The following is a 15,907-nucleotide window of genomic DNA, read 5'->3' as shown; positions in this document are numbered from 1 at the left end:
GATCGCGCTCACCGGGAGCTGCTCCTCCGCGCCCGGCGGTCCTGACGGCGCGAGCACCGAGCGCTGAACGCGCCTGTCAAGCCTGCGCAGGCGCTCAGAGAAACCGAGGGCGCGGGCGCCAGGATGCGAGAACACCGCCCGCTCCGCCGAGCGCCGACCCGAGAGGCCCCGCCGTGCCCGCCAGCACCCAGAACGCCACCGCCACCACCGATTCCGGCACCGCGCCCCAGGTGTACGACGTCGCCGTGATCGGCGCGGGCCCGGCCGGCACCGCCGCCGCCCTCCGCGCCGCCGAGCTCGGCGCGAAGGTGGTCGTGCTCGAGGCCGGCCGCGTCGGCGGCACCTGCGTCAACACCGGCTGCGTGCCCACCCGCGTGCTCGCGAAGACCGCGCGCATCGTCCGCGAGGCCCGCACGGCCGGCGACTACGGCGTCGACGTCGGCACGCCGGTCGTCGACTGGGCCGCGACCGTCCGGCACGTGCACGCGCGGGTCGACAAGGTCCGCTCGATCAAGCGCGAGGCGCAGCGCTTCGAGGAGGCGGGCGTCGAGCTGATCCACGAGGGCCGGGCGCGCTTCGTCGACGAGAGCACCCTCGTCCTGGACAGCGGCCGCCGCGTCCGCGCCCGCTCGATCCTGATCTGCGTCGGCGGCCACTCGCGCCGCCTGCCGATCCCGGGCGCCGAGCTGGCCACCGTGCCCGAGGACGTGCTGGCGCTGCCGACCCTCCCCCGCCGCGTCGCGGTCATCGGCGGCGGCAACACCGGCGCGCAGCTCGTCACGGTGTTCAACGCCTTCGGCTCCGAGGTGACGCTGCTCGACCTCGCGCCGCGCATCCTGACCACCTCGGACGCGAGCATCTCGGAGCACGTCGCCGGTGCCTTCGAGCGCCAGGGCGTGCGCGTGCACCTGGGCATCGAGACCGTCGAGCGGCTCGACCGCGCGGAGGACGGCTCGATCGACATCACCTGGCGCGAGGGCGGCGCCTCCCGCACCGAGGGCATGGACGCCGTGATCATGGCGACCGGCTGGCCCGCCGACGTCGAGGACCTGGGGCTGGAGAACGCCGGCATCGAGGTCGTCCGCTCGGCGATCCCGGCCGATCAGTACTTCCGCACGATCGTGCCGCACGTCTTCGCGGTCGGCGACGCGAACGGGCGCGACATGCTCGTGCAGGCGGCGCAGTTCGAAGCGGAGGCGGCGGCCGAGAACGCGGTGCTCGGCGCGAACCGGCGCACCCCGCAGTTCCTGCTGCCGGCCGGCGGCTTCACCGACCCGGACTACGCGGGCGTCGGCTTCACGCAGGAGCAGGCGCGCGAGCGCGACCCGCAGTGCATCGTCGCCTCGGTGCCGTTCTCGAGCGTCGACCGTGCCGTGATCGACGACCGCGAGGGCGGATTCCTGACGCTGATCGCCGACCGCCGCCGCGAGCTGCTGCTCGGGGCGCACGCCGTCGGCGAGAACGCGATCGAGGTCGTGCAGTCGGTGACGACCGCGATGGCGGCCGGAGTCGACGTCGCGACCCTCGCCAACGTGCGGTTCGCGTATCCGACCTACAGCGCCGTGATCGGGATGGCGGCGCGCGCGCTGCTGGCCGAGCCGGCGCGGCCGACCGAGCTGGCCTGAGTCCTGAGCGGGCCGGCCTGAGCCGGACCGAGCGGCGCTACTCGATCCCGGGGCGCGGCGCCAGCCCTCGCCGGGTGCGGCGCCCGCTCCGAATCATGAGGGCAGGGCGACTCCGCCCTGCACTCCCGAGAGGAACCTCCGTGCCGATCCCCGCTGTCGACTACGCCCACATCCGCCTGACCGTCCGCGACATCGCGGTCTCGCGCGCCTTCTACGACTCCGTCTTCGGCTTCGACGTCGCGTTCGAGGCGCCGCCCGCCGACGCGCCCGAAGAGCAGAAGGAGCAGCTCGCCTTCCTCTTCGGCGGCGTGATCTACCAGTTCCCGGGCGGACTGCTGGGCCTGCGCCCGGTCGCCGACGCGGGCGACCGCTTCGACGAGGACCGCATCGGCCTCGACCACCTCAGCTTCGCCGTCTCCGACCTCGACGCTCTGAAGGCCGCCGCCGCCGCACTCGACGAGCTCGGCATCGCGCACGAGCCGATCAAGGACGCCGGCGGCCAGAGCATCCTCGAGTTCCGCGACCCCGACAACATCGCGCTGGAGATCAGCTCGCCGAGCTGAGCGCTCGCATGCTGGTCGAGCAGCCCCGCAGGGGCGTATCGAGACCCGGCGTCTCCAGGACGGCGGATCTCGATACGCCCGCTCCGCGGGCTACTCGATCAGCATGAAGGGTGCGCCTGCTCCGTCGGCTGCTCGATCAGCAGGCGGCGGGCGTGCCTCTCACGGGCGGCGCCACAGGTACGGGGTCGTCGTCGAGACCTTCACGAGGCCCGAGCGCTCGAGGATCGGGCGCGAGTACTCCGTCGAGTCGCTGTGCACGAGGGTGCGGCCCGCCGCGAGCGCGGCGGTGGCGCGCGCGGCCGTCAGCGCGCGGTAGATCCCGCGTCCGCGGTACTCCTCGAGGACGGCGCCGCCCCAGACGCCGACGACGTCGGAGTCCGCGACCGGCTCGAGCCGGCCGCCGCCGACCATGCGGCCGTCGACCTCGGCGACCCACAGCTCCATGCCGTCGCCGCGGGCCAGCCGTGCGACCAGCGCGTCGGCGATGTCCGTGTCGACGTCCTCGCCGAAGGCGGCGTCGATCATCGCGCTGAAGGCGCGGACGTCCGGCTCGTCGACGACGCGGCGCAGGGACGCGCCGTCGGGCACCGGGGCGTCGCGGGTCAGCGCCTCGAGCGGGCCGATCATGATCGACTCGATCTCCTCGGCCACGAAGCCGTGCCGCAGCAGCGCCTCGTGCAGACCGTGCGCCCGGTCGTGGCCGCGGGTCTTCCACTCGACCTTGCGGATCTCCGGGTCGGCGTCGAAGTGCGCGCGGGCCGCGGCGACGAGGGCGTCGATCGCCGCCTCGTCCGCCCCGCCGAGGTCGCGGTAGGTGACGAAGCCGCGCCCGCCGGCGAAGGTGACCAGCCGGAGCGGCCCGGCGAGAGTCACCGCCACGGCGCTCGGCGTCTCGGCGTCGGTGCGGAGCTGCTCGTCGTAGACGCGCAGGTACTGCGCGCGGAGATCGTCGGTGGTACTCGTCATCCCACCACGCTACGGCCGTCGACGTTCGGTTCGAGCAGGGGTCCGACGTCCCTCCCGGCGCTCATCGCTCGGAGCGACCCTGTGCATCGCGCCATCGGCCCCTCCGACTTCATCGAATCAGGCCCGGTGAGGGTAATCTCGACTCATCACGATCGGCCCGCTCGCCTCACGGCTCGGGCCGATTTTCCTTTCCCCAGGTCCGCCACCCTGATCGTTCTTCTTCCGGAAGCGGGCCCGTGGAGTACACCAAGCCGTGGCTGTCGATCGACGAGCAAGTTGGAAGGCTCGTCGAGCGAGGCCTTGCGGTCGCCGATCGGCGCGACGCCGCCGAACTTCTCCAGGAGGTCGGGTACTACCGGCTGACCGGATATCTGCACCCGTTCCGCGAGTCGACGGCCTTCCACGACGAGCACGGTCGAAGCCGCGTTCACGTGCTCGACCGGTATGAGGCGGGGACACGACTGGCTCAGGCCGAAGGCTTGATCGACTTCGACCGGAAGCTGCGCCTCCTCGTCCTCGAAGGAGTCGAACGCATCGAGGTCGCTCGCCGCACGCAGCTGGGCCACTCGATCGGAGAATTCTCCGCCTTCGCTCATGAGGACCGGGCCGTCTTCGTGTCGTCCTTCACAGAGCCGCGCTTCGACGGTGGCGGCGAGCGGCTCCCGAGCCGACATGAGGCCTGGCTCCAGCGAGCAGAGGACCGACGCAACAGCTCCGACGAGGCGTTCGTGAGGCACTTCCGCGCGACGTTCGACGGTCGGATGCCCATCTGGGCCCTCACCGAGATTCTCGAGCTGGGCCAGGTGTCACGGCTCTACGGCGGGCTGCGGAACGACATCGCTACGGAGATCGCTGTCCGATGGGGCGTTCCGACCAAGCGATTGCTGCAGAGCTGGATCGCCAGCGTCAACTACGTCCGCAACATCGCCGCTCACCACGCACGACTGTTCAACAGGAAGCTCGTCGTCGCTCCGAAACGCCCCTCGCCGGCCGACGTCCCCCTGCTCGCCCATCTCACTCAGAAGGACGCCCCGAAGGAGTTCGGCACCTACAGCACGCTGGCTGTGATGGCCTGCCTTCTCGAGGAGGTGCATCCCGAACGGGATTGGGCGTTGCGGGCTGCGGAGCTCCTCCGCGCCTTTCCCGCGACGGGCCGCGTGACTGTGGAGTCCGTCGGAGTGCGAGAGGCCTGGCTCGACGAGGACCTCTGGAGGAAGGAGGACCCGTCGGTCAGCCGGTGACGCGGGCGATCAGGTCCTGGAGGAAGGGGAGGACGTCGCCGGCCTGGTCGACGCTCGCGAAGGCGGTGGCGAGCAGCGGCCAGAGCGAGCCGACGAGGGTCGCGACGACGGCGGCGACCGCGGCGACCCAGGCGAGGGCGGCGTTGCGGGAGACGAACGCCAGCGCGAGGAACGCCAGGGCGATCAGGTAGCTGATCACGATCGAGAGGGTGATCGCGCCGACCGGGACGTCGAGGACGCCCGCGGTCGTCGCGTCGGCCGCGCCGATCAGACCGAGCACGGGCAGCAGCACGCCGACGACGATCAGGACGCTGACGACGACGCCGGTCGCGAGGGCGGCCCAGGCCGCGCGCGGCTTCCGGCGCGAGCCGTAGGAGCGGGTGCGCACGGCCTACTCCGACCTGCGGCGCTCGGCGTCGGCGACGTCGGCTGAGGTGTCGGCGGCCGATGCAGCGTCGGCCGAGGTGTCGGCGTCCACCGGCTCGACCTCGACGCGGACGACGAACTCGGCGGCGGGAGCATCGGCGGTGACGACGACGGTCTCGACGGAGTCGTGCTCGGAGTCGTGCTCGGAGTCGCCGGCGCGCTCCGCGACAGGAGCGTCGGTCACGGGCGCAGCCGGCCGCGTCGCGACCTCGTCGGACAGCGAGTCCGCGGCGGCGTCCGACGCGGCGGCGCGGTCGGCGGCCTCGTCGAGGCGGTCCGAGGCGTCGTCGAGCGCGTCGGCGGTCCGCTCGCGGGCGGTGTCGAGCGCTGCCGCGCCCTTCTCGCGGGCGGAGTCGAGGGCGGCGCCGCTCTTCTCGCGGGCGGAGTCGAGCGCGTCGCCGGCCTTCTCGACCAGCGAGGGGCCGTCCTCGCGCTCCGAGTCCGGCACCTCGATCGGGTCGAAGGGGCCGTGCACGTCGGTGACGTTGACGTTGACGACGACGTGCTCGCGGGTCAGCTGCGCGGCGGCCTTGCCGACCTGCTCGCGGACGGCGTCGATGACCTCCTGGACGGGGCGCGGATACTCCGACACCAGGTCGAGGTCGAGGACGAGCGCGCCGTCGACGCGGGCGATGCTCACGCCGGGGCTCGTGGTGGTGCCCAGGACGGCGCGGGTCGCGCGGTCGAGGGTGCGGGCGGCGGCGCCGCCGAGGTGGTGGACGCCGGTGACACCGGCGGTGGTCTCCGCGGCGGCGGTCGCGAGCAGGCGCTCGATCGACTCGTCCTCCGGGTGCGCGCCGTCGATGGCGCGGAGGTCGTTCGTTCCGACGGGGTCGGTCATGGGGTGCTCCTCGGTGGTCTTCCGGCCCTCCCGAGCGGGAGGGCCGGATCGTACGGTGCCAGTGCAGCGCGGCACTGGCGGCGCGGCACGGGGGCGCCGCTACTGCACGCGGGCGCTGCCGCTCATCCTGGTGCGCAGTCCGCTGACGATCTGGATCACCACGGGGGTCTCCTCGCCGAGGACCGCGTCCCAGCTCTTCACGGCCTCGTCGATCGCGCGGCGCGTCCGCATCGGCGAGACGCCGCGGCGGGTGTGCGCGGTGAGGCGCAGGACGGTGCGGTGCTTGACCTCGAACGCGGTGACGTCGAGCGCGACGATCGAGGGATCGTGCGACAGCGCCTCCTCGAGGACCTGCTCGGCGACCTTCGCGTCGATGGTGACGGAGCCGCCGGTCGGCGTGCCCGAGCCGGAGCCCGAGCCGACGCGCAGCAGGGTCGACGTGCGTCCCCGGCCCTGGCGCACGATGAAGCGCACCAGCAGCAGGATCAGCACGAGCGCGACCACGGCCGTGACCCAGAGGATCCACGGCTGCCCGCCGGAGAGGGCGTCGCTGGTGGGCTGCGTCGCGTCCTCCGCGCCGGTCGAGACCGTCTGCTGGATGTCGGGGAACAGCGCCCCCGCTGCGACGGCACCGCCGGCGAGCAGGAGCACGAGGCCCACGACGAACAGGAGGAGGCGGTTGAGGAACCGGTTGGTGGTGGTCATCGGACCGTCCCCTTCTCGGACAGGCGCACGCGGGCCGTGAGCGTCGGGCTGATGTCGTAGCCGGCGAGCTCGGCGTCGACCGCCGCGCGGATGCTGTCGACGTCGAGGCTGCGCCCGGAGGTGCGGCCGACGGTGACGCCGGCGGTGCGTCCGCCGATCGACACCGACACCTGGTCGGGGTCGACGTCGCCGGCGTAGGCGGCGGTGCGGGCGAGGCTCTGCGCGATCACGCGGTCGTCGATGACGGCCGCCGTGCGATCGGCGCCGGCGCGGCGGCGGCCGCGACGACCCGGGGAGAAGGACACGACGATCAGGACGAGCCCGATCAGCGCGGCGACCGCTCCGCCGGCCACGATCAGCGGGACGGGAGCGCTCGCGGCGCCGAGCACCGCGGCCGCTCCGTCCTGCGGGGCGACGAGCAGCGCGGGCTGCCCGAGGGCGGCGAGCACCGCCTCCGTGCCCAGCCACGCGAAGACGAGGACGAGCAGGACCGCCAGGACGATCGCCGAGGTGGAGCGGGACGAGGTGATCTCGCGCCGGACGAGCCGTCGATAGGTAGCGGACACCGACGGTGAACCCGTCGAGCGGCTCCCTGAGGCTGCGGGGGTCGTCACGAGACTCTCCTTCGCTCGCGCAGGTCGGCCCCGGTGATCCGGAGGTCGACGCGCCCGATGGTGGACCCGGTCAGCTCGAGGCAGCGGGTGCGGATGGTGGACTGGGCCGTGCTGAGACGGCTCAGGAGGGTGCCGGACGACCGGCGGTCCGTCTCGCCGAGCGGACGGATGCGCAGGGGGGCCTGCGCGGTGACGTGCAGCTTCCCTCCGTCGTCGTCCAGCTCGACCGAGACGTCCGACGCGTCGACGTCGAGCGCCTCCGCGGTGACGGCCGACACGACCCTGCGCACGGCGCGCGAGGTGATCGTCGTGCGGCCGTGGCGGGCCTGGTCGGCCATCACCGCCGCGGTCACGAGGACCGCCGCCCGCGGAGGGTGTCGGCGAGCGAGCTCAGGTCGAGCTTGCCCTCGACGACGCGGCCGACGCCGTAGCCGACGGCCATGGCGAGGGCGACCCAGAGGAGAGCCCAGAAGCCGAAGACCAGGCCGGTGACGGCGAGGACGGCGCCCAGGATCAGGCCGAGGCGGGACGGAGTCACTTGACGCGGCTCTCGGTGTCCTCGTCCTTGTCGTCCGAGGGGATGTAGACGTCGGCGACGGTCACGTTGACCTCGGTGACCTCCATGCCGACGACCGAGGAGATGGCCTCGGAGACGGCGGAGCGGATGCTGTCGGCGAGCTTCTGCAGCGCGACGGGGTACTCGGCGACGACGGTGATGTCGGCGGCGACCTGCTTCTCGCCGACCTCGACGGAGATGCCCTGGCCGCGGTCCTGCGCGTTGATCGCGTTGCGGATGGCGCCGATGGCGCGGGCGGCTCCGCCACCGAGGTCGTGGACGCCGGCGACCTGGCGGGCGGCGATGCCGGCGACCTTCTCGACGACGCCGTCGGCGATCGTGTTCTTGCCGGTCGAGGTCTCGGTGCCGTGCTTGGCCGTGTTCGCGACGGTGGTGGGGGTGACGGTGGTCATGGTGCTCTCCCTGTTCGAAGGTGATGCGCGACTCGGTCGCGGTGACGACGATCCGTCGCACATGAATCAGACGTGCGGGGCTGCGGGATCGTCCCGCCGGATCAGCCAGTGCGCAGGAAGCGCGGAGCGACGACGCGCTCTGCGGCCACCGCCGTCCACAGGCCCGCGGAGTTGCGCGGCAGCTGTCGGCGAGCCTCGGGGAGGAGGCGGTGGGCCGCGTGCTCAGCGGCGCAGCGTGTGGCTCGGCAGCTCCTCGAAGCGGGCCTGGTAGGCGCTGGCGAAGCGGCCGAGGTTGCCGAAGCCCCACTCGCGGGCCACGGCGGCGACGGTCGTCGAGCAGGGGTCGCCCTCGACGAGGTCGTGGCGGGCGCGGTCGAGTCGGACGTCGCGCAGGTAGACGGACGGCGAGACGCCGAGGTGGCGCTGGGTGGCCTGCTGCAGGGTCCGAGTGTGCAGGCCGGCGGCGCGGGCGGCGTCGGCCGGGGTGATCGGCTCGTGCGCGTGGTGCTGCAGGAAGTCGAGGGCGACGCGGGTGCGCGAGGCGGAGGGGCGGCGCAGGACGGCGGGGACGTCCCAGGCGCGCCACGGGAAGAGCAGCAGCAGCGCGCGGGCCAGGTTGAGCTCGGCGGTGAAGCGGACGAGCGGGGCGATCGCGGCGCTCGCGAGCGCGGACGTGGCGTCGGTCACCGCGGTGCGCCAGCGGGCGAGGACGCCCGGGTCGGCGTCGGCCTCGTGGTCGAAGGAGACGGGCTGGCGCGGGCCGGAGTGCGACTCGGTCGCGACGTCCTCGAGGAAGCCGGGCGCGAAGTGCACGAGGTTCTGGCGGTGCGGCTGGTAGGCCAGGCCGAACTGGCGCTCGGCGGGCAGCAGGAACGGCGCGGACGCGGCTCCGGTGCGGGTGAAAGGCCGCAGGTTGAGCTGGCCGCCGCCGGCGCGGAACCAGCCGACGACGTACTCGCGCAGATGCGCGATCTCGCCGGTCAGCGCGCCGGCGCAGTCGGAGGTGCGGAGCGTGACCCGCTCGCTCCCGCGGTAGGCGTAGCGGAAGGAGAAGGCGTGCGCGCCGGGCTGCACCCGGAACGAGCCGCCGCCGTAGGCCTCGGCGTAGACGGCGGACGCCTCGGCGGGGTCGGCTCCGGCCGCCTCGAACCGGCGCTCGGCGCCGACGGAGGAGTCGCTCACCGGGGCGAACGGGCTGCCCATCGTGAAGGAGGAGCCGCTGGGTGCCTGGGCGGGCGCTGTCGGCGACGGGGAGGTGTGCATGGTCGGGCTTCTCTCGGGGTCTGGGAGATCAGGGGCGGACGGGGGTCGGTCTTCGCCTCGGTGCTCTACAGATACAGACGGGTCGACGGCCGGAAACGTCACGGATCCGGGCCGTGCTCGCAATCCGGCCAGCGGATTCGTCGGCGACGGAGGAGGCTGGTAGGCATTCGGAGCAGCGGCTGCCGAGAACGCGCGCAGGCGCGCAACGACGGCGGAACGGCGGGAGGTGGCGATCGTGGCGGAGGCGCTGCCCGACGAGGCCCGGCCCGACGACGTCCGGCCCGACGACATCCGGCCCGACGACGTCCGGCCCGACGACGACGCGCTGCTCCGCGCCTCCGACGCCACGCTCGCCGCCCGGGCCGTGGACGGCGACATCGCCGCCTTCGAGCAGCTGGCCCGGCGCCACGGCGCGCTGATGCGGGTCTACGCCGCGAAGCTGCTGGGCTCCGAGGCGGAGTCGGACGACGTGGTGCAGGAGGCGTTCCTCACCGGCTGGCGCCGCCTCGGCGACCTCGACAGCCCCGCGCACATCCGGAACTGGCTGATGCGGATCGTCTCGCACAAGGCGATCGACCGGATCCGCGTCCGCCGCCGCCACGACGACATCGACGACTGGGATCCGCCCGCGCCCGCCGAGAGCTCACCCGAGCGGATCGTCGAGGCGCGGCTCCAGCTGGACGCCGTCTGGGAAGCACTGGACCGATTGCCTCCCGATCAGCGACGCTGTTGGCTGCTCCGCGAGACCGCCGGCTACAGCTACCAGGAGATCGCCGACGCTCTCGAACTCCCCGTCTCGACGGTCCGCGGCCTGCTCGCCCGAGCCCGCCGCTTCCTGCTCCACGAACTGGAGGCATGGCGATGATCGACGCAGACGACGCCGTGCCCGAGGACGGCACGCCCGAGAACGGCGCTGCCGAGACCTCCGCGCCCGGTGGCGCGGTGCCCGACGACGACCTCGACGGCCACACGCTGGAGGAGCTCGGGGAGTACCTCGACCGCGGGCGCACCCCGCTCGACCCCTCCATCGAGGGCTCGGCCGCCTGCCGCCTCGCGCTCGCGAACCTCACCCGCCTGAACGAGCTGTCCGCGAGCGCGCTGCGCCGCCGCGCCGACGCGGAGCCGGACCGCGACGAGGTCTGGATCGCCGGGCTGCTCGACGCGATCCGCTCCGAGGTGCGCTCCGGGCGCGACGTGCCGATCCGCCACCCCGACCCGACCCTGCGGCTCGCCCTGACCGAGGCGGCGGTGCGCGGGATGATCCGGCGCGCGGGCGACACGATGGGCGGCGTCATCATGGGCCGCTGCACGCTCGACGGCGACGTCGCGACCCCGGGCGCGGTGATCCGCATCGACGTCACCTTCGCGCTCGAGTTCGGGATCCCGGTCGCGACCGTCGCGGACCGCCTGCGCGAGCGGATCCGCTACGCCCTCGAGCGGCACACCGAGCTCGTCGTCGGCGCGATCGACGTCACCGTCGACGACGTGTACCCGAGCAGGGAGGACCAGCCGTGACCGACAGCACCGCGGCCGACAGCACCGGGACGGACGACAGCACTCTCGACGGCACCGCTCTCGACGGCACCGCTCTCGACGACACCGCTCACGACGACACCGCGCTCTCGCAGCGCCTCACCGCCGCGATCCGCGACACCGAGGGCGTCGCCGGGGTCTACCCCGCGCAGCCGCTGCTCGAGGCGGCCGCCGACGCGCTCGCGGTGAAGCTCGCCCTGCGGCAGCCGGACGTGCTCGTCGACATCGACCGCTCGGACGGCTTCACCACCGTCACCGCGCACATCGCGGCGACCGCGGCGCTCCCCGCCCCCGAGACCCTGCGCGCCGTCGGCGAGGGGCTCCGGCGCCTGCTCGACGCGGAGCCGTCGGTGACCGGCCCGCTCGCCGTGAACGTGAAGGTCCGGCTGATCGAGGACTCGGGGCGCGCCGCGGAGTAGCGCCGGTCAGGCGTCGATCGTGCGCTGCGCGCCGGGATCGGGGCTCGCACCCGCGTCGGCCGGCCCCCCGTCGGTCACCCTCACGTCGCTCGCCCCCACGTCGGTCGACGCGAGGCGGATCCGGCGCGGCTTCGCCTTCGCGGCGATGGGGATGCGCAGCGTCAGCACGCCCGCCGTGTAGTCGGCGTGCACGCTCTCGGTGTCGAGGGAGTCGCCGAGGACGAGCTGGCGGCTGAAGACGCCCCACTGCCGCTCGGCGGCGACGGGGTCGGCGCCCTCGGGGAGGTGGCCGGCGCGCTCGGCGCGCACGGTCAGCACGTTCCGCTCGACGTCGATGTCGATCCGCTCGGGCTGGACGCCGGGCAGGTCGAGCTCGACGACGAAGTCGTCGCCCTCGCGCCAGGCGTCCAGGGGCATCACGGTCGGACGGGCGGCCGTGCCGAAGACCTGCCGGCTGAAGCGGTCGAGGTCGCGGAACGGGTCCTGCTGCAGAAGCATCATGGTCTCCTCACTCGCTGGATATCGGTCGCCACCGGGCCTTTCGCCGGTGACACACAAGTATTTACAACGGCGGGAGCGCTCGTGCAAGAGCGTCTCAGCGAACGCCGAGGAAGTCGCGCCAGGCGGGCTGATCGGGGTCGTGACCGGGCCAGACCTCGACCGGCCGGCCATCGACTCCGTGCTGCGCCGCGAGGTCCGCGAGCCGCTCGATCGAGCGCTGCGCGGCGTCCGCGTCCGACGGGCGGGCCGTCCAGCCGCAGGGGGTGCGCTCGTCGAGGTTGCGCTGCAGGTCGGCGGCGTCGCAGGCGAGCACGATCGAGCGGTCGGCGAGGTCGATCCGGAACGACTGGTGGCCCGGGGTGTGCCCGCGGGTGTCGAGCGCGGCGACGCCGGGGGCCAGCTCGGTGTCGCCGTCGAGGAGCAGCACCCGCACGTCGGCCTCGAGCAGGTCGGCCGGGACGACGGTCTCGCGGCGGCCGAGACCCTCGCCGAGCCACTCCCACTCCCGGCGCTGCAGGGCGACCGGGGTGCCGGCGGGAGCGAGGCGCAGCCCGCCGGTGTGGTCGAGGTGCAGGTGCGAGAGGGCGACGAGGGCGAGGTCCTCCCAGCGCAGGCCGGCCGCGGCGATCCCCTCGGCGAGCGCGTCGCCGGGCGGGACGACGGCGGTGTAGCTCTCGTAGTCGTAGTGCGCGGCGCGCTGCGCCGGGTCGCGGACGCGGTCGAGGTGGAAGCCGCCGTCGATCAGGATCCAGGAGTCGCCGAGGTCGATCGCCGCGCCGGTGACCGGCTCGAGGAGGAAGCGGGCCGGGTCGCCGCCGCGGAGCGAGATCGACTCGGCGATCGGCTCGTGACCGAGCACGAGCGGCACGAGGCGGTGGGGGCGATCGCCGGCGAGGGCGCCGGGCCAGTCCTCGGTGATCATGCGGTCCCCCTTCGCACTCGGATTGGATCCAATATAGTCGTGAATGAATCCACTGATCCACTCCCGCATGAGACGAGGGCTCGCATGACCGGCGCCATCCCGATCAACATCCCGATCACCACCGAGATGCTCCACTGGGGCCGGCGGCCGACGTACGAGATGGTCGAGCGGATCGTGGACGGCTACCCCTCCGACGTCTCGCGCTGGCTGATCGGCGCGCACACCGGCACGCACGTCGACGCGCCGTCGCACTTCGTGCCGGGCGGCGCGACCGTCGACGAGATCGCGCTGGAGAGCGTGGTCGGGCCGGTCCGGGTGCTCGACCTGCGGCACGTCGCCGAGGAGATCACCGACGAGGACCTCGTCGCGGCCGGCGCCGAGGGGGCCGTGCGCGTGCTGTTCCGCACGCGCAACTCGACCGACGCGCTGACCCGCTCGGTGAAGTCGGAGACCTGGGTCGGCCTCGCGCCGAGCGGGGCCCGCTGGCTGGTCGAGCACGGCGTGCTCTTCGCGGGCCTGGACTACATGACGATGGAGGCGCCCGCGCACACCGCGGAGTGGCCGACCCACGTGATCCTCTGCGGCGCCGGCGTCGTGATCCTCGAGAACGCGGACCTCGCGCAGGTCGAGCCCGGCGACTACCTGATGGTCTGCCAGCCGGTGGCCTTCGAGGGCCGCGAGGCCGCCCCCGCCCCGACGGTCCTGCTCCCCCTCCCGTGAGCCGCCCGCCGCGAGATGCCACTTGTGCACGCTTTTCACGGCGTGTCGCGTGCACAAGTGGCATCTCGCGGCAGGAGGCGGACTCGCGGCGGGGGTCAGACTCCCGCGGGCTCGAGGGCTCCCTGCTGCTCGCGGTCGAGCTCGCTGCGGACGGAGCGCTCGCCCTCGAGCTCGCGCGGGGTGCGCGGGGCGAGGAGGCCGACCACGACGAAGGTGCCGAAGCCGATCGCGGCGGCGACGAGGGTGGCGTAGCCGTCGAAACCGGCGCCGATCAGGTCGTTCGGGACGTAGAGGATGTCGTTCGGCACGCCGTAGAGGGTCGGGGTGAGCGCCAGGAAGACCAGGCGGACGACCAGGCCGACGCCTGCCGCGGTGAGCGCGGCGACGACTCCGGGGCGCTTCCAGAACACGCCGAGCAGGAACGGCGCGGCGAGGCAGGCGAGCATGATGTCGAACGCGAGCGTCAGCAGGATGCCGGTCTGGCTGACTCGGATCGCGAGGAACGAGCCCAGGATCACGATCGGCACCATGGCGACGCGGGTCCAGCGCAGCAGCGGGTCGGGGCCGGTCCCGGAGTGGCGGCGGACCGAGAGCACGTTGCGCACGACGATCGCCGAGGTGGCGAGGATCGCGCCGGACGCCGTCGAGAACGAGGCGGCGACGACTCCGGAGAGCACCAGGATCGCGATGACCGGCGGCGCGTAGTCGTCGAGCAGCGTGAACAGCACCGGGCCGTCGGCGGCCGAGAGGCCCAGGACGGCGGTGGCGCTGAGGGCGACGATCGCGAAGATCGAGCCGATGGCCGCGGTGCCGACGGCGGCGGCGTAGCAGGCGCGGCGGGCGACCTCGGGCGACTTGGCGCCGAAGATCCGCTGCATGAAGTCGATCGCGACCAGGTCGCCGATGCCGAGGGCGACGAGGGTGGCCCAGTTGACGGGGGCGCCCATCGCCGGGTCGGTGAGCTGCTCGAAGTCGAACGGCCCCATGCCCTCGGGGATGACGATGCCGTAGGCGAGCGCGACCCAGACCAGCAGCGAGACCGCCGCGACGACCGTGATCACGGTCTGGATGGCCGCGGTGTACGCGTCGGAGAAGAGGCCGCCGGCGATCGTGTAGCTGAGCACCAGCGCGACCGAGAGGATCACGCCCCAGGCGTACGGGATGCCGGCGAAGCGCTCGAGCAGGAAGCCGCAGGCCACCAGGTTGCCGGCCAGCAGGATCGTGAAGGAGAAGACCATGATCACCGAGGCGACGACCTCGGTGGTGCGGTCGTAGCGCATCCGGAAGAAGTCGGCGAGGGTGAAGAGCTTCATCGCGTTCATCGGCTTGGCGAGGAAGAGGCCCGTGATCAGGAGGCAGATCGCCAGGCCGATCGCGAGCGAGGCGCCCGCCCAGAAGCCGAACTGCGAGGTGAGGTCGGTGTTGCCGACGGTGGCGTTCGAGTCGACCGCCGCGGCCGTGAGGCTGACGGCGACGAGCGGGATGCCGAGGCGGCGTCCGGCGACGAGGTAGTTGGCGCTGTCGCCGTCGATCTTGCGGGCGACCGCGATGCCGACGGCGAGGATCACCACGACGGTGATCCCCACTCCGAGGATGATCATGCGTGCTCCGAGCTGCTGGGTGGTGCGGCGGGGTGTTTCTATCGGTTGATAGACACGGATCCTGCCGCGCGCTCGGTCGCGGTTCTTTTCGGGCGTGGGTCGATCCTGTTAACTCCGGCGCGCGGCCCCCTCGACGAGAACGCGAAAGTTGCGGTAGTCGGCCGCGACTACCGCAACTTTTGGATGATGGGCGGGGGCTCGGCAGGCTCGGCGGGCGGGGCGGACGCGGGGTCAGACTCGGGCGAGCAGGGCCGGGCCCGCGGCGAGCGCCTCGGCGACGGCGGGGCGCGGGAGGTCGAGGACGCGGAGGGCCGCGAGGGCGACCGCCTCGGGCGAGGTGCGCGGCTCGGCGGGCTGGCGGCGGCGCTGGAGGATGACGTTCTCGACCAGGGCGAGGACGAGGGAGGCGCCGGTCGCGGGATCGGCGGCGCCGCAGGCCGCGACGAGGGTGCGGTAGGCGGTCTCCAGCTCGGAGCGGCGGTCGCGGAACTCGGCGAAGCGCTCGTCGCCGAGCTCGGGCAGCAGGTAGAGCGCGCCGACGTTGTGCTCGCCGGCCGCGAGCAGGCGGGCGTCGGAGACGCAGAGCGCCCAGAGGCGCGCGGCCGGCGGCTCGTCGCGGGGGAGCAGCACGGCGGCGGCGTCGAGCGAGGGCTGCACCGTGCCGAGCAGCAGCTCGAGCAGCACCGCGTGCTTGCCGCCGAAGTGGTGGTAGAGCGAGGCCTGGCGGATGCCGGCCGCCGCCGCGATGGCGTGCGTGCTGGTGCCGCCGAAGCCCTCCGTGCAGAAGAGCGCCGCGCTCGCCGCGAGGATGTCCGCCCGCGTGCCCAGCCCGGTGAGCGACGCCCCGGAGGCGCGCGGCCGTCCGGGGGGTGCGCTGGCCATGCGCTCGACCGTATCAGCGCCGTCGAGCCCCGCCGACTCTCCAAAAGTTGCGGTAGTGGCGCGCGACTACCGCAACTTTTGAGGAGTGGGCGGGTGGGCGAGGGGCCCGGGCGGGC

20 protein-coding genes are annotated in these 15,907 nt (G+C 73.3%); 7 read left to right on the top strand and 13 right to left on the bottom strand.

Features of this window, described 5'->3' with window-relative positions:
• The first annotated feature begins 173 nt into the window (after positions 1-173).
• Complete coding sequence (locus GTU73_RS02255) at positions 174-1,625, top strand: NAD(P)/FAD-dependent oxidoreductase (RefSeq protein ID WP_160086594.1); 1,452 nt, start codon at positions 174-176, stop codon at positions 1,623-1,625.
• Positions 1,626-1,765: 140 nt separating this feature from the next.
• A complete protein-coding gene (locus tag GTU73_RS02250) occupies positions 1,766-2,188 on the top strand; it encodes a VOC family protein (protein WP_160086592.1) in 423 nt (140 codons plus the stop codon).
• Between the two features lie 159 nt (positions 2,189-2,347).
• Here GTU73_RS02250 and GTU73_RS02245 read toward each other — a convergent pair whose 3' ends face one another.
• A complete protein-coding gene (locus tag GTU73_RS02245) occupies positions 2,348-3,154 on the bottom strand; it encodes a GNAT family N-acetyltransferase (RefSeq protein ID WP_160086590.1) in 807 nt (268 codons plus the stop codon).
• A 236-nt stretch (positions 3,155-3,390) separates the two neighbouring features.
• Between GTU73_RS02245 and GTU73_RS02240 the strand changes: the two genes are divergently transcribed.
• Positions 3,391-4,395 (top strand): Abi family protein, encoded by a 1,005-nt coding sequence (locus GTU73_RS02240; RefSeq protein ID WP_160086588.1) that lies wholly within the window; start codon positions 3,391-3,393, stop codon positions 4,393-4,395.
• Here GTU73_RS02240 and GTU73_RS02235 read toward each other — a convergent pair.
• The 8 genes from GTU73_RS02235 to GTU73_RS02200 form a co-directional block, all read right to left on the bottom strand.
• Positions 4,385-4,783 (bottom strand): hypothetical protein, encoded by a 399-nt coding sequence (locus tag GTU73_RS02235; RefSeq protein WP_160086586.1) that lies wholly within the window; start codon positions 4,781-4,783, stop codon positions 4,385-4,387. The two genes, GTU73_RS02240 and GTU73_RS02235, sit on opposite strands and share 11 nt — an antisense overlap.
• A 3-nt stretch (positions 4,784-4,786) precedes the next feature.
• Positions 4,787-5,662 carry an Asp23/Gls24 family envelope stress response protein gene (locus GTU73_RS02230; RefSeq protein WP_160086584.1) on the bottom strand — a complete coding sequence of 292 codons (876 nt, stop codon included), beginning with the start codon at positions 5,660-5,662 and terminating at the stop codon, positions 4,787-4,789.
• A gap of 99 nt (positions 5,663-5,761) precedes the next feature.
• Complete coding sequence (locus GTU73_RS02225; RefSeq protein ID WP_160086582.1) at positions 5,762-6,367, bottom strand: hypothetical protein; 606 nt, start codon at positions 6,365-6,367, stop codon at positions 5,762-5,764.
• Positions 6,364-6,981: a DUF6286 domain-containing protein gene (locus GTU73_RS02220; protein ID WP_244231741.1), complete on the bottom strand. Its 618-nt coding sequence runs from the start codon at positions 6,979-6,981 to the stop codon at positions 6,364-6,366. Before GTU73_RS02220 ends, GTU73_RS02225 begins: the two co-directional genes overlap by 4 nt.
• Positions 6,978-7,334 (bottom strand): hypothetical protein, encoded by a 357-nt coding sequence (locus GTU73_RS02215; protein WP_244231740.1) that lies wholly within the window; start codon positions 7,332-7,334, stop codon positions 6,978-6,980. The genes GTU73_RS02220 and GTU73_RS02215 overlap by 4 nt, the downstream gene beginning before the upstream one ends.
• Positions 7,331-7,519: a hypothetical protein gene (locus GTU73_RS02210; RefSeq protein ID WP_160086580.1), complete on the bottom strand. Its 189-nt coding sequence runs from the start codon at positions 7,517-7,519 to the stop codon at positions 7,331-7,333. Before GTU73_RS02210 ends, GTU73_RS02215 begins: the two co-directional genes overlap by 4 nt.
• Positions 7,516-7,950, bottom strand: a complete 435-nt coding sequence (locus tag GTU73_RS02205; protein WP_160086578.1) for an Asp23/Gls24 family envelope stress response protein — start codon at positions 7,948-7,950, stop codon at positions 7,516-7,518. Before GTU73_RS02205 ends, GTU73_RS02210 begins: the two co-directional genes overlap by 4 nt.
• Positions 7,951-8,172: 222 nt before the next feature.
• Positions 8,173-9,213: a helix-turn-helix domain-containing protein gene (locus tag GTU73_RS02200; protein ID WP_160086576.1), complete on the bottom strand. Its 1,041-nt coding sequence runs from the start codon at positions 9,211-9,213 to the stop codon at positions 8,173-8,175.
• 235 nt (positions 9,214-9,448) lie between these two features.
• On the opposite strand from GTU73_RS02200, the gene GTU73_RS02195 reads away from it, so the two are divergent.
• The 3 genes from GTU73_RS02195 to GTU73_RS02185 are packed head-to-tail and all read left to right on the top strand — an operon-like array spanning position 9,449 to position 11,165.
• Entirely contained in the window at positions 9,449-10,078 is a 630-nt protein-coding gene (locus tag GTU73_RS02195; RefSeq protein ID WP_347877748.1) for an RNA polymerase sigma factor, read from the top strand.
• Entirely contained in the window at positions 10,075-10,728 is a 654-nt protein-coding gene (locus GTU73_RS02190) for an Asp23/Gls24 family envelope stress response protein (protein WP_160086573.1), read from the top strand. Before GTU73_RS02195 ends, GTU73_RS02190 begins: the two co-directional genes overlap by 4 nt.
• Positions 10,725-11,165: a hypothetical protein gene (locus tag GTU73_RS02185; RefSeq protein WP_160086571.1), complete on the top strand. Its 441-nt coding sequence runs from the start codon at positions 10,725-10,727 to the stop codon at positions 11,163-11,165. The genes GTU73_RS02190 and GTU73_RS02185 overlap by 4 nt, the downstream gene beginning before the upstream one ends.
• A gap of 6 nt (positions 11,166-11,171) precedes the next feature.
• On the opposite strand, the gene GTU73_RS02180 is transcribed toward GTU73_RS02185, so the two are convergent.
• Positions 11,172-11,666 carry an Hsp20/alpha crystallin family protein gene (locus GTU73_RS02180; protein WP_347877747.1) on the bottom strand — a complete coding sequence of 165 codons (495 nt, stop codon included), beginning with the start codon at positions 11,664-11,666 and terminating at the stop codon, positions 11,172-11,174.
• A 94-nt stretch (positions 11,667-11,760) separates the two neighbouring features.
• The gene (locus tag GTU73_RS02175) at positions 11,761-12,588 is read right to left on the bottom strand and encodes an N-acyl homoserine lactonase family protein (RefSeq protein ID WP_160086569.1); all 828 of its coding nucleotides are present in this window, start codon (positions 12,586-12,588) and stop codon (positions 11,761-11,763) included.
• Between the two features lie 84 nt (positions 12,589-12,672).
• Between GTU73_RS02175 and GTU73_RS02170 the strand changes: the two genes are divergently transcribed.
• Positions 12,673-13,308, top strand: a complete 636-nt coding sequence (locus GTU73_RS02170; RefSeq protein ID WP_160086567.1) for a cyclase family protein — start codon at positions 12,673-12,675, stop codon at positions 13,306-13,308.
• Positions 13,309-13,403: 95 nt separating this feature from the next.
• Here GTU73_RS02170 and GTU73_RS02165 read toward each other — a convergent pair whose 3' ends face one another.
• Together GTU73_RS02165 and GTU73_RS02160 are read right to left on the bottom strand one after the other, a co-directional pair.
• Positions 13,404-14,909 carry a sodium:solute symporter family protein gene (locus tag GTU73_RS02165; protein ID WP_160086565.1) on the bottom strand — a complete coding sequence of 502 codons (1,506 nt, stop codon included), beginning with the start codon at positions 14,907-14,909 and terminating at the stop codon, positions 13,404-13,406.
• Between the two features lie 231 nt (positions 14,910-15,140).
• Positions 15,141-15,791, bottom strand: a complete 651-nt coding sequence (locus GTU73_RS02160; protein ID WP_160086563.1) for a TetR/AcrR family transcriptional regulator — start codon at positions 15,789-15,791, stop codon at positions 15,141-15,143.
• Positions 15,792-15,907 lie beyond the last annotated feature (116 nt).

It is taken from the genome of Rathayibacter sp. VKM Ac-2804 (assembly GCF_009866655.1).
GTDB lineage: Bacteria > Actinomycetota > Actinomycetes > Actinomycetales > Microbacteriaceae > Rathayibacter.
The sequence above is the reverse complement of the archived record's forward strand: the minus strand, read 5'-3'. Positions and strand labels throughout refer to the sequence as shown.

Bases quoted from the DNA above. Each gene is read 5' to 3' on its own strand.
- GTU73_RS02175 (WP_160086569.1), bottom strand. From the start codon at position 12,588: ATGATCACCGAGGACTGGCCCGGCGCCCTCGCCGGCGATCGCCCCCAC.
- GTU73_RS02170 (WP_160086567.1), top strand. From the start codon at position 12,673: ATGACCGGCGCCATCCCGATCAACATCCCGATCACCACCGAGATGCTC.
- GTU73_RS02230 (WP_160086584.1), bottom strand. From the start codon at position 5,662: ATGACCGACCCCGTCGGAACGAACGACCTCCGCGCCATCGACGGCGCG.
- GTU73_RS02200 (WP_160086576.1), bottom strand. From the start codon at position 9,213: ATGCACACCTCCCCGTCGCCGACAGCGCCCGCCCAGGCACCCAGCGGC.
- GTU73_RS02225 (WP_160086582.1), bottom strand. From the start codon at position 6,367: ATGACCACCACCAACCGGTTCCTCAACCGCCTCCTCCTGTTCGTCGTG.
- GTU73_RS02180 (WP_347877747.1), bottom strand. From the start codon at position 11,666: ATGATGCTTCTGCAGCAGGACCCGTTCCGCGACCTCGACCGCTTCAGC.
- GTU73_RS02245 (WP_160086590.1), bottom strand. From the start codon at position 3,154: ATGACGAGTACCACCGACGATCTCCGCGCGCAGTACCTGCGCGTCTAC.
- GTU73_RS02205 (WP_160086578.1), bottom strand. From the start codon at position 7,950: ATGACCACCGTCACCCCCACCACCGTCGCGAACACGGCCAAGCACGGC.
- GTU73_RS02165 (WP_160086565.1), bottom strand. From the start codon at position 14,909: ATGATCATCCTCGGAGTGGGGATCACCGTCGTGGTGATCCTCGCCGTC.
- GTU73_RS02190 (WP_160086573.1), top strand. From the start codon at position 10,075: ATGATCGACGCAGACGACGCCGTGCCCGAGGACGGCACGCCCGAGAAC.
- GTU73_RS02160 (WP_160086563.1), bottom strand. From the start codon at position 15,791: ATGGCCAGCGCACCCCCCGGACGGCCGCGCGCCTCCGGGGCGTCGCTC.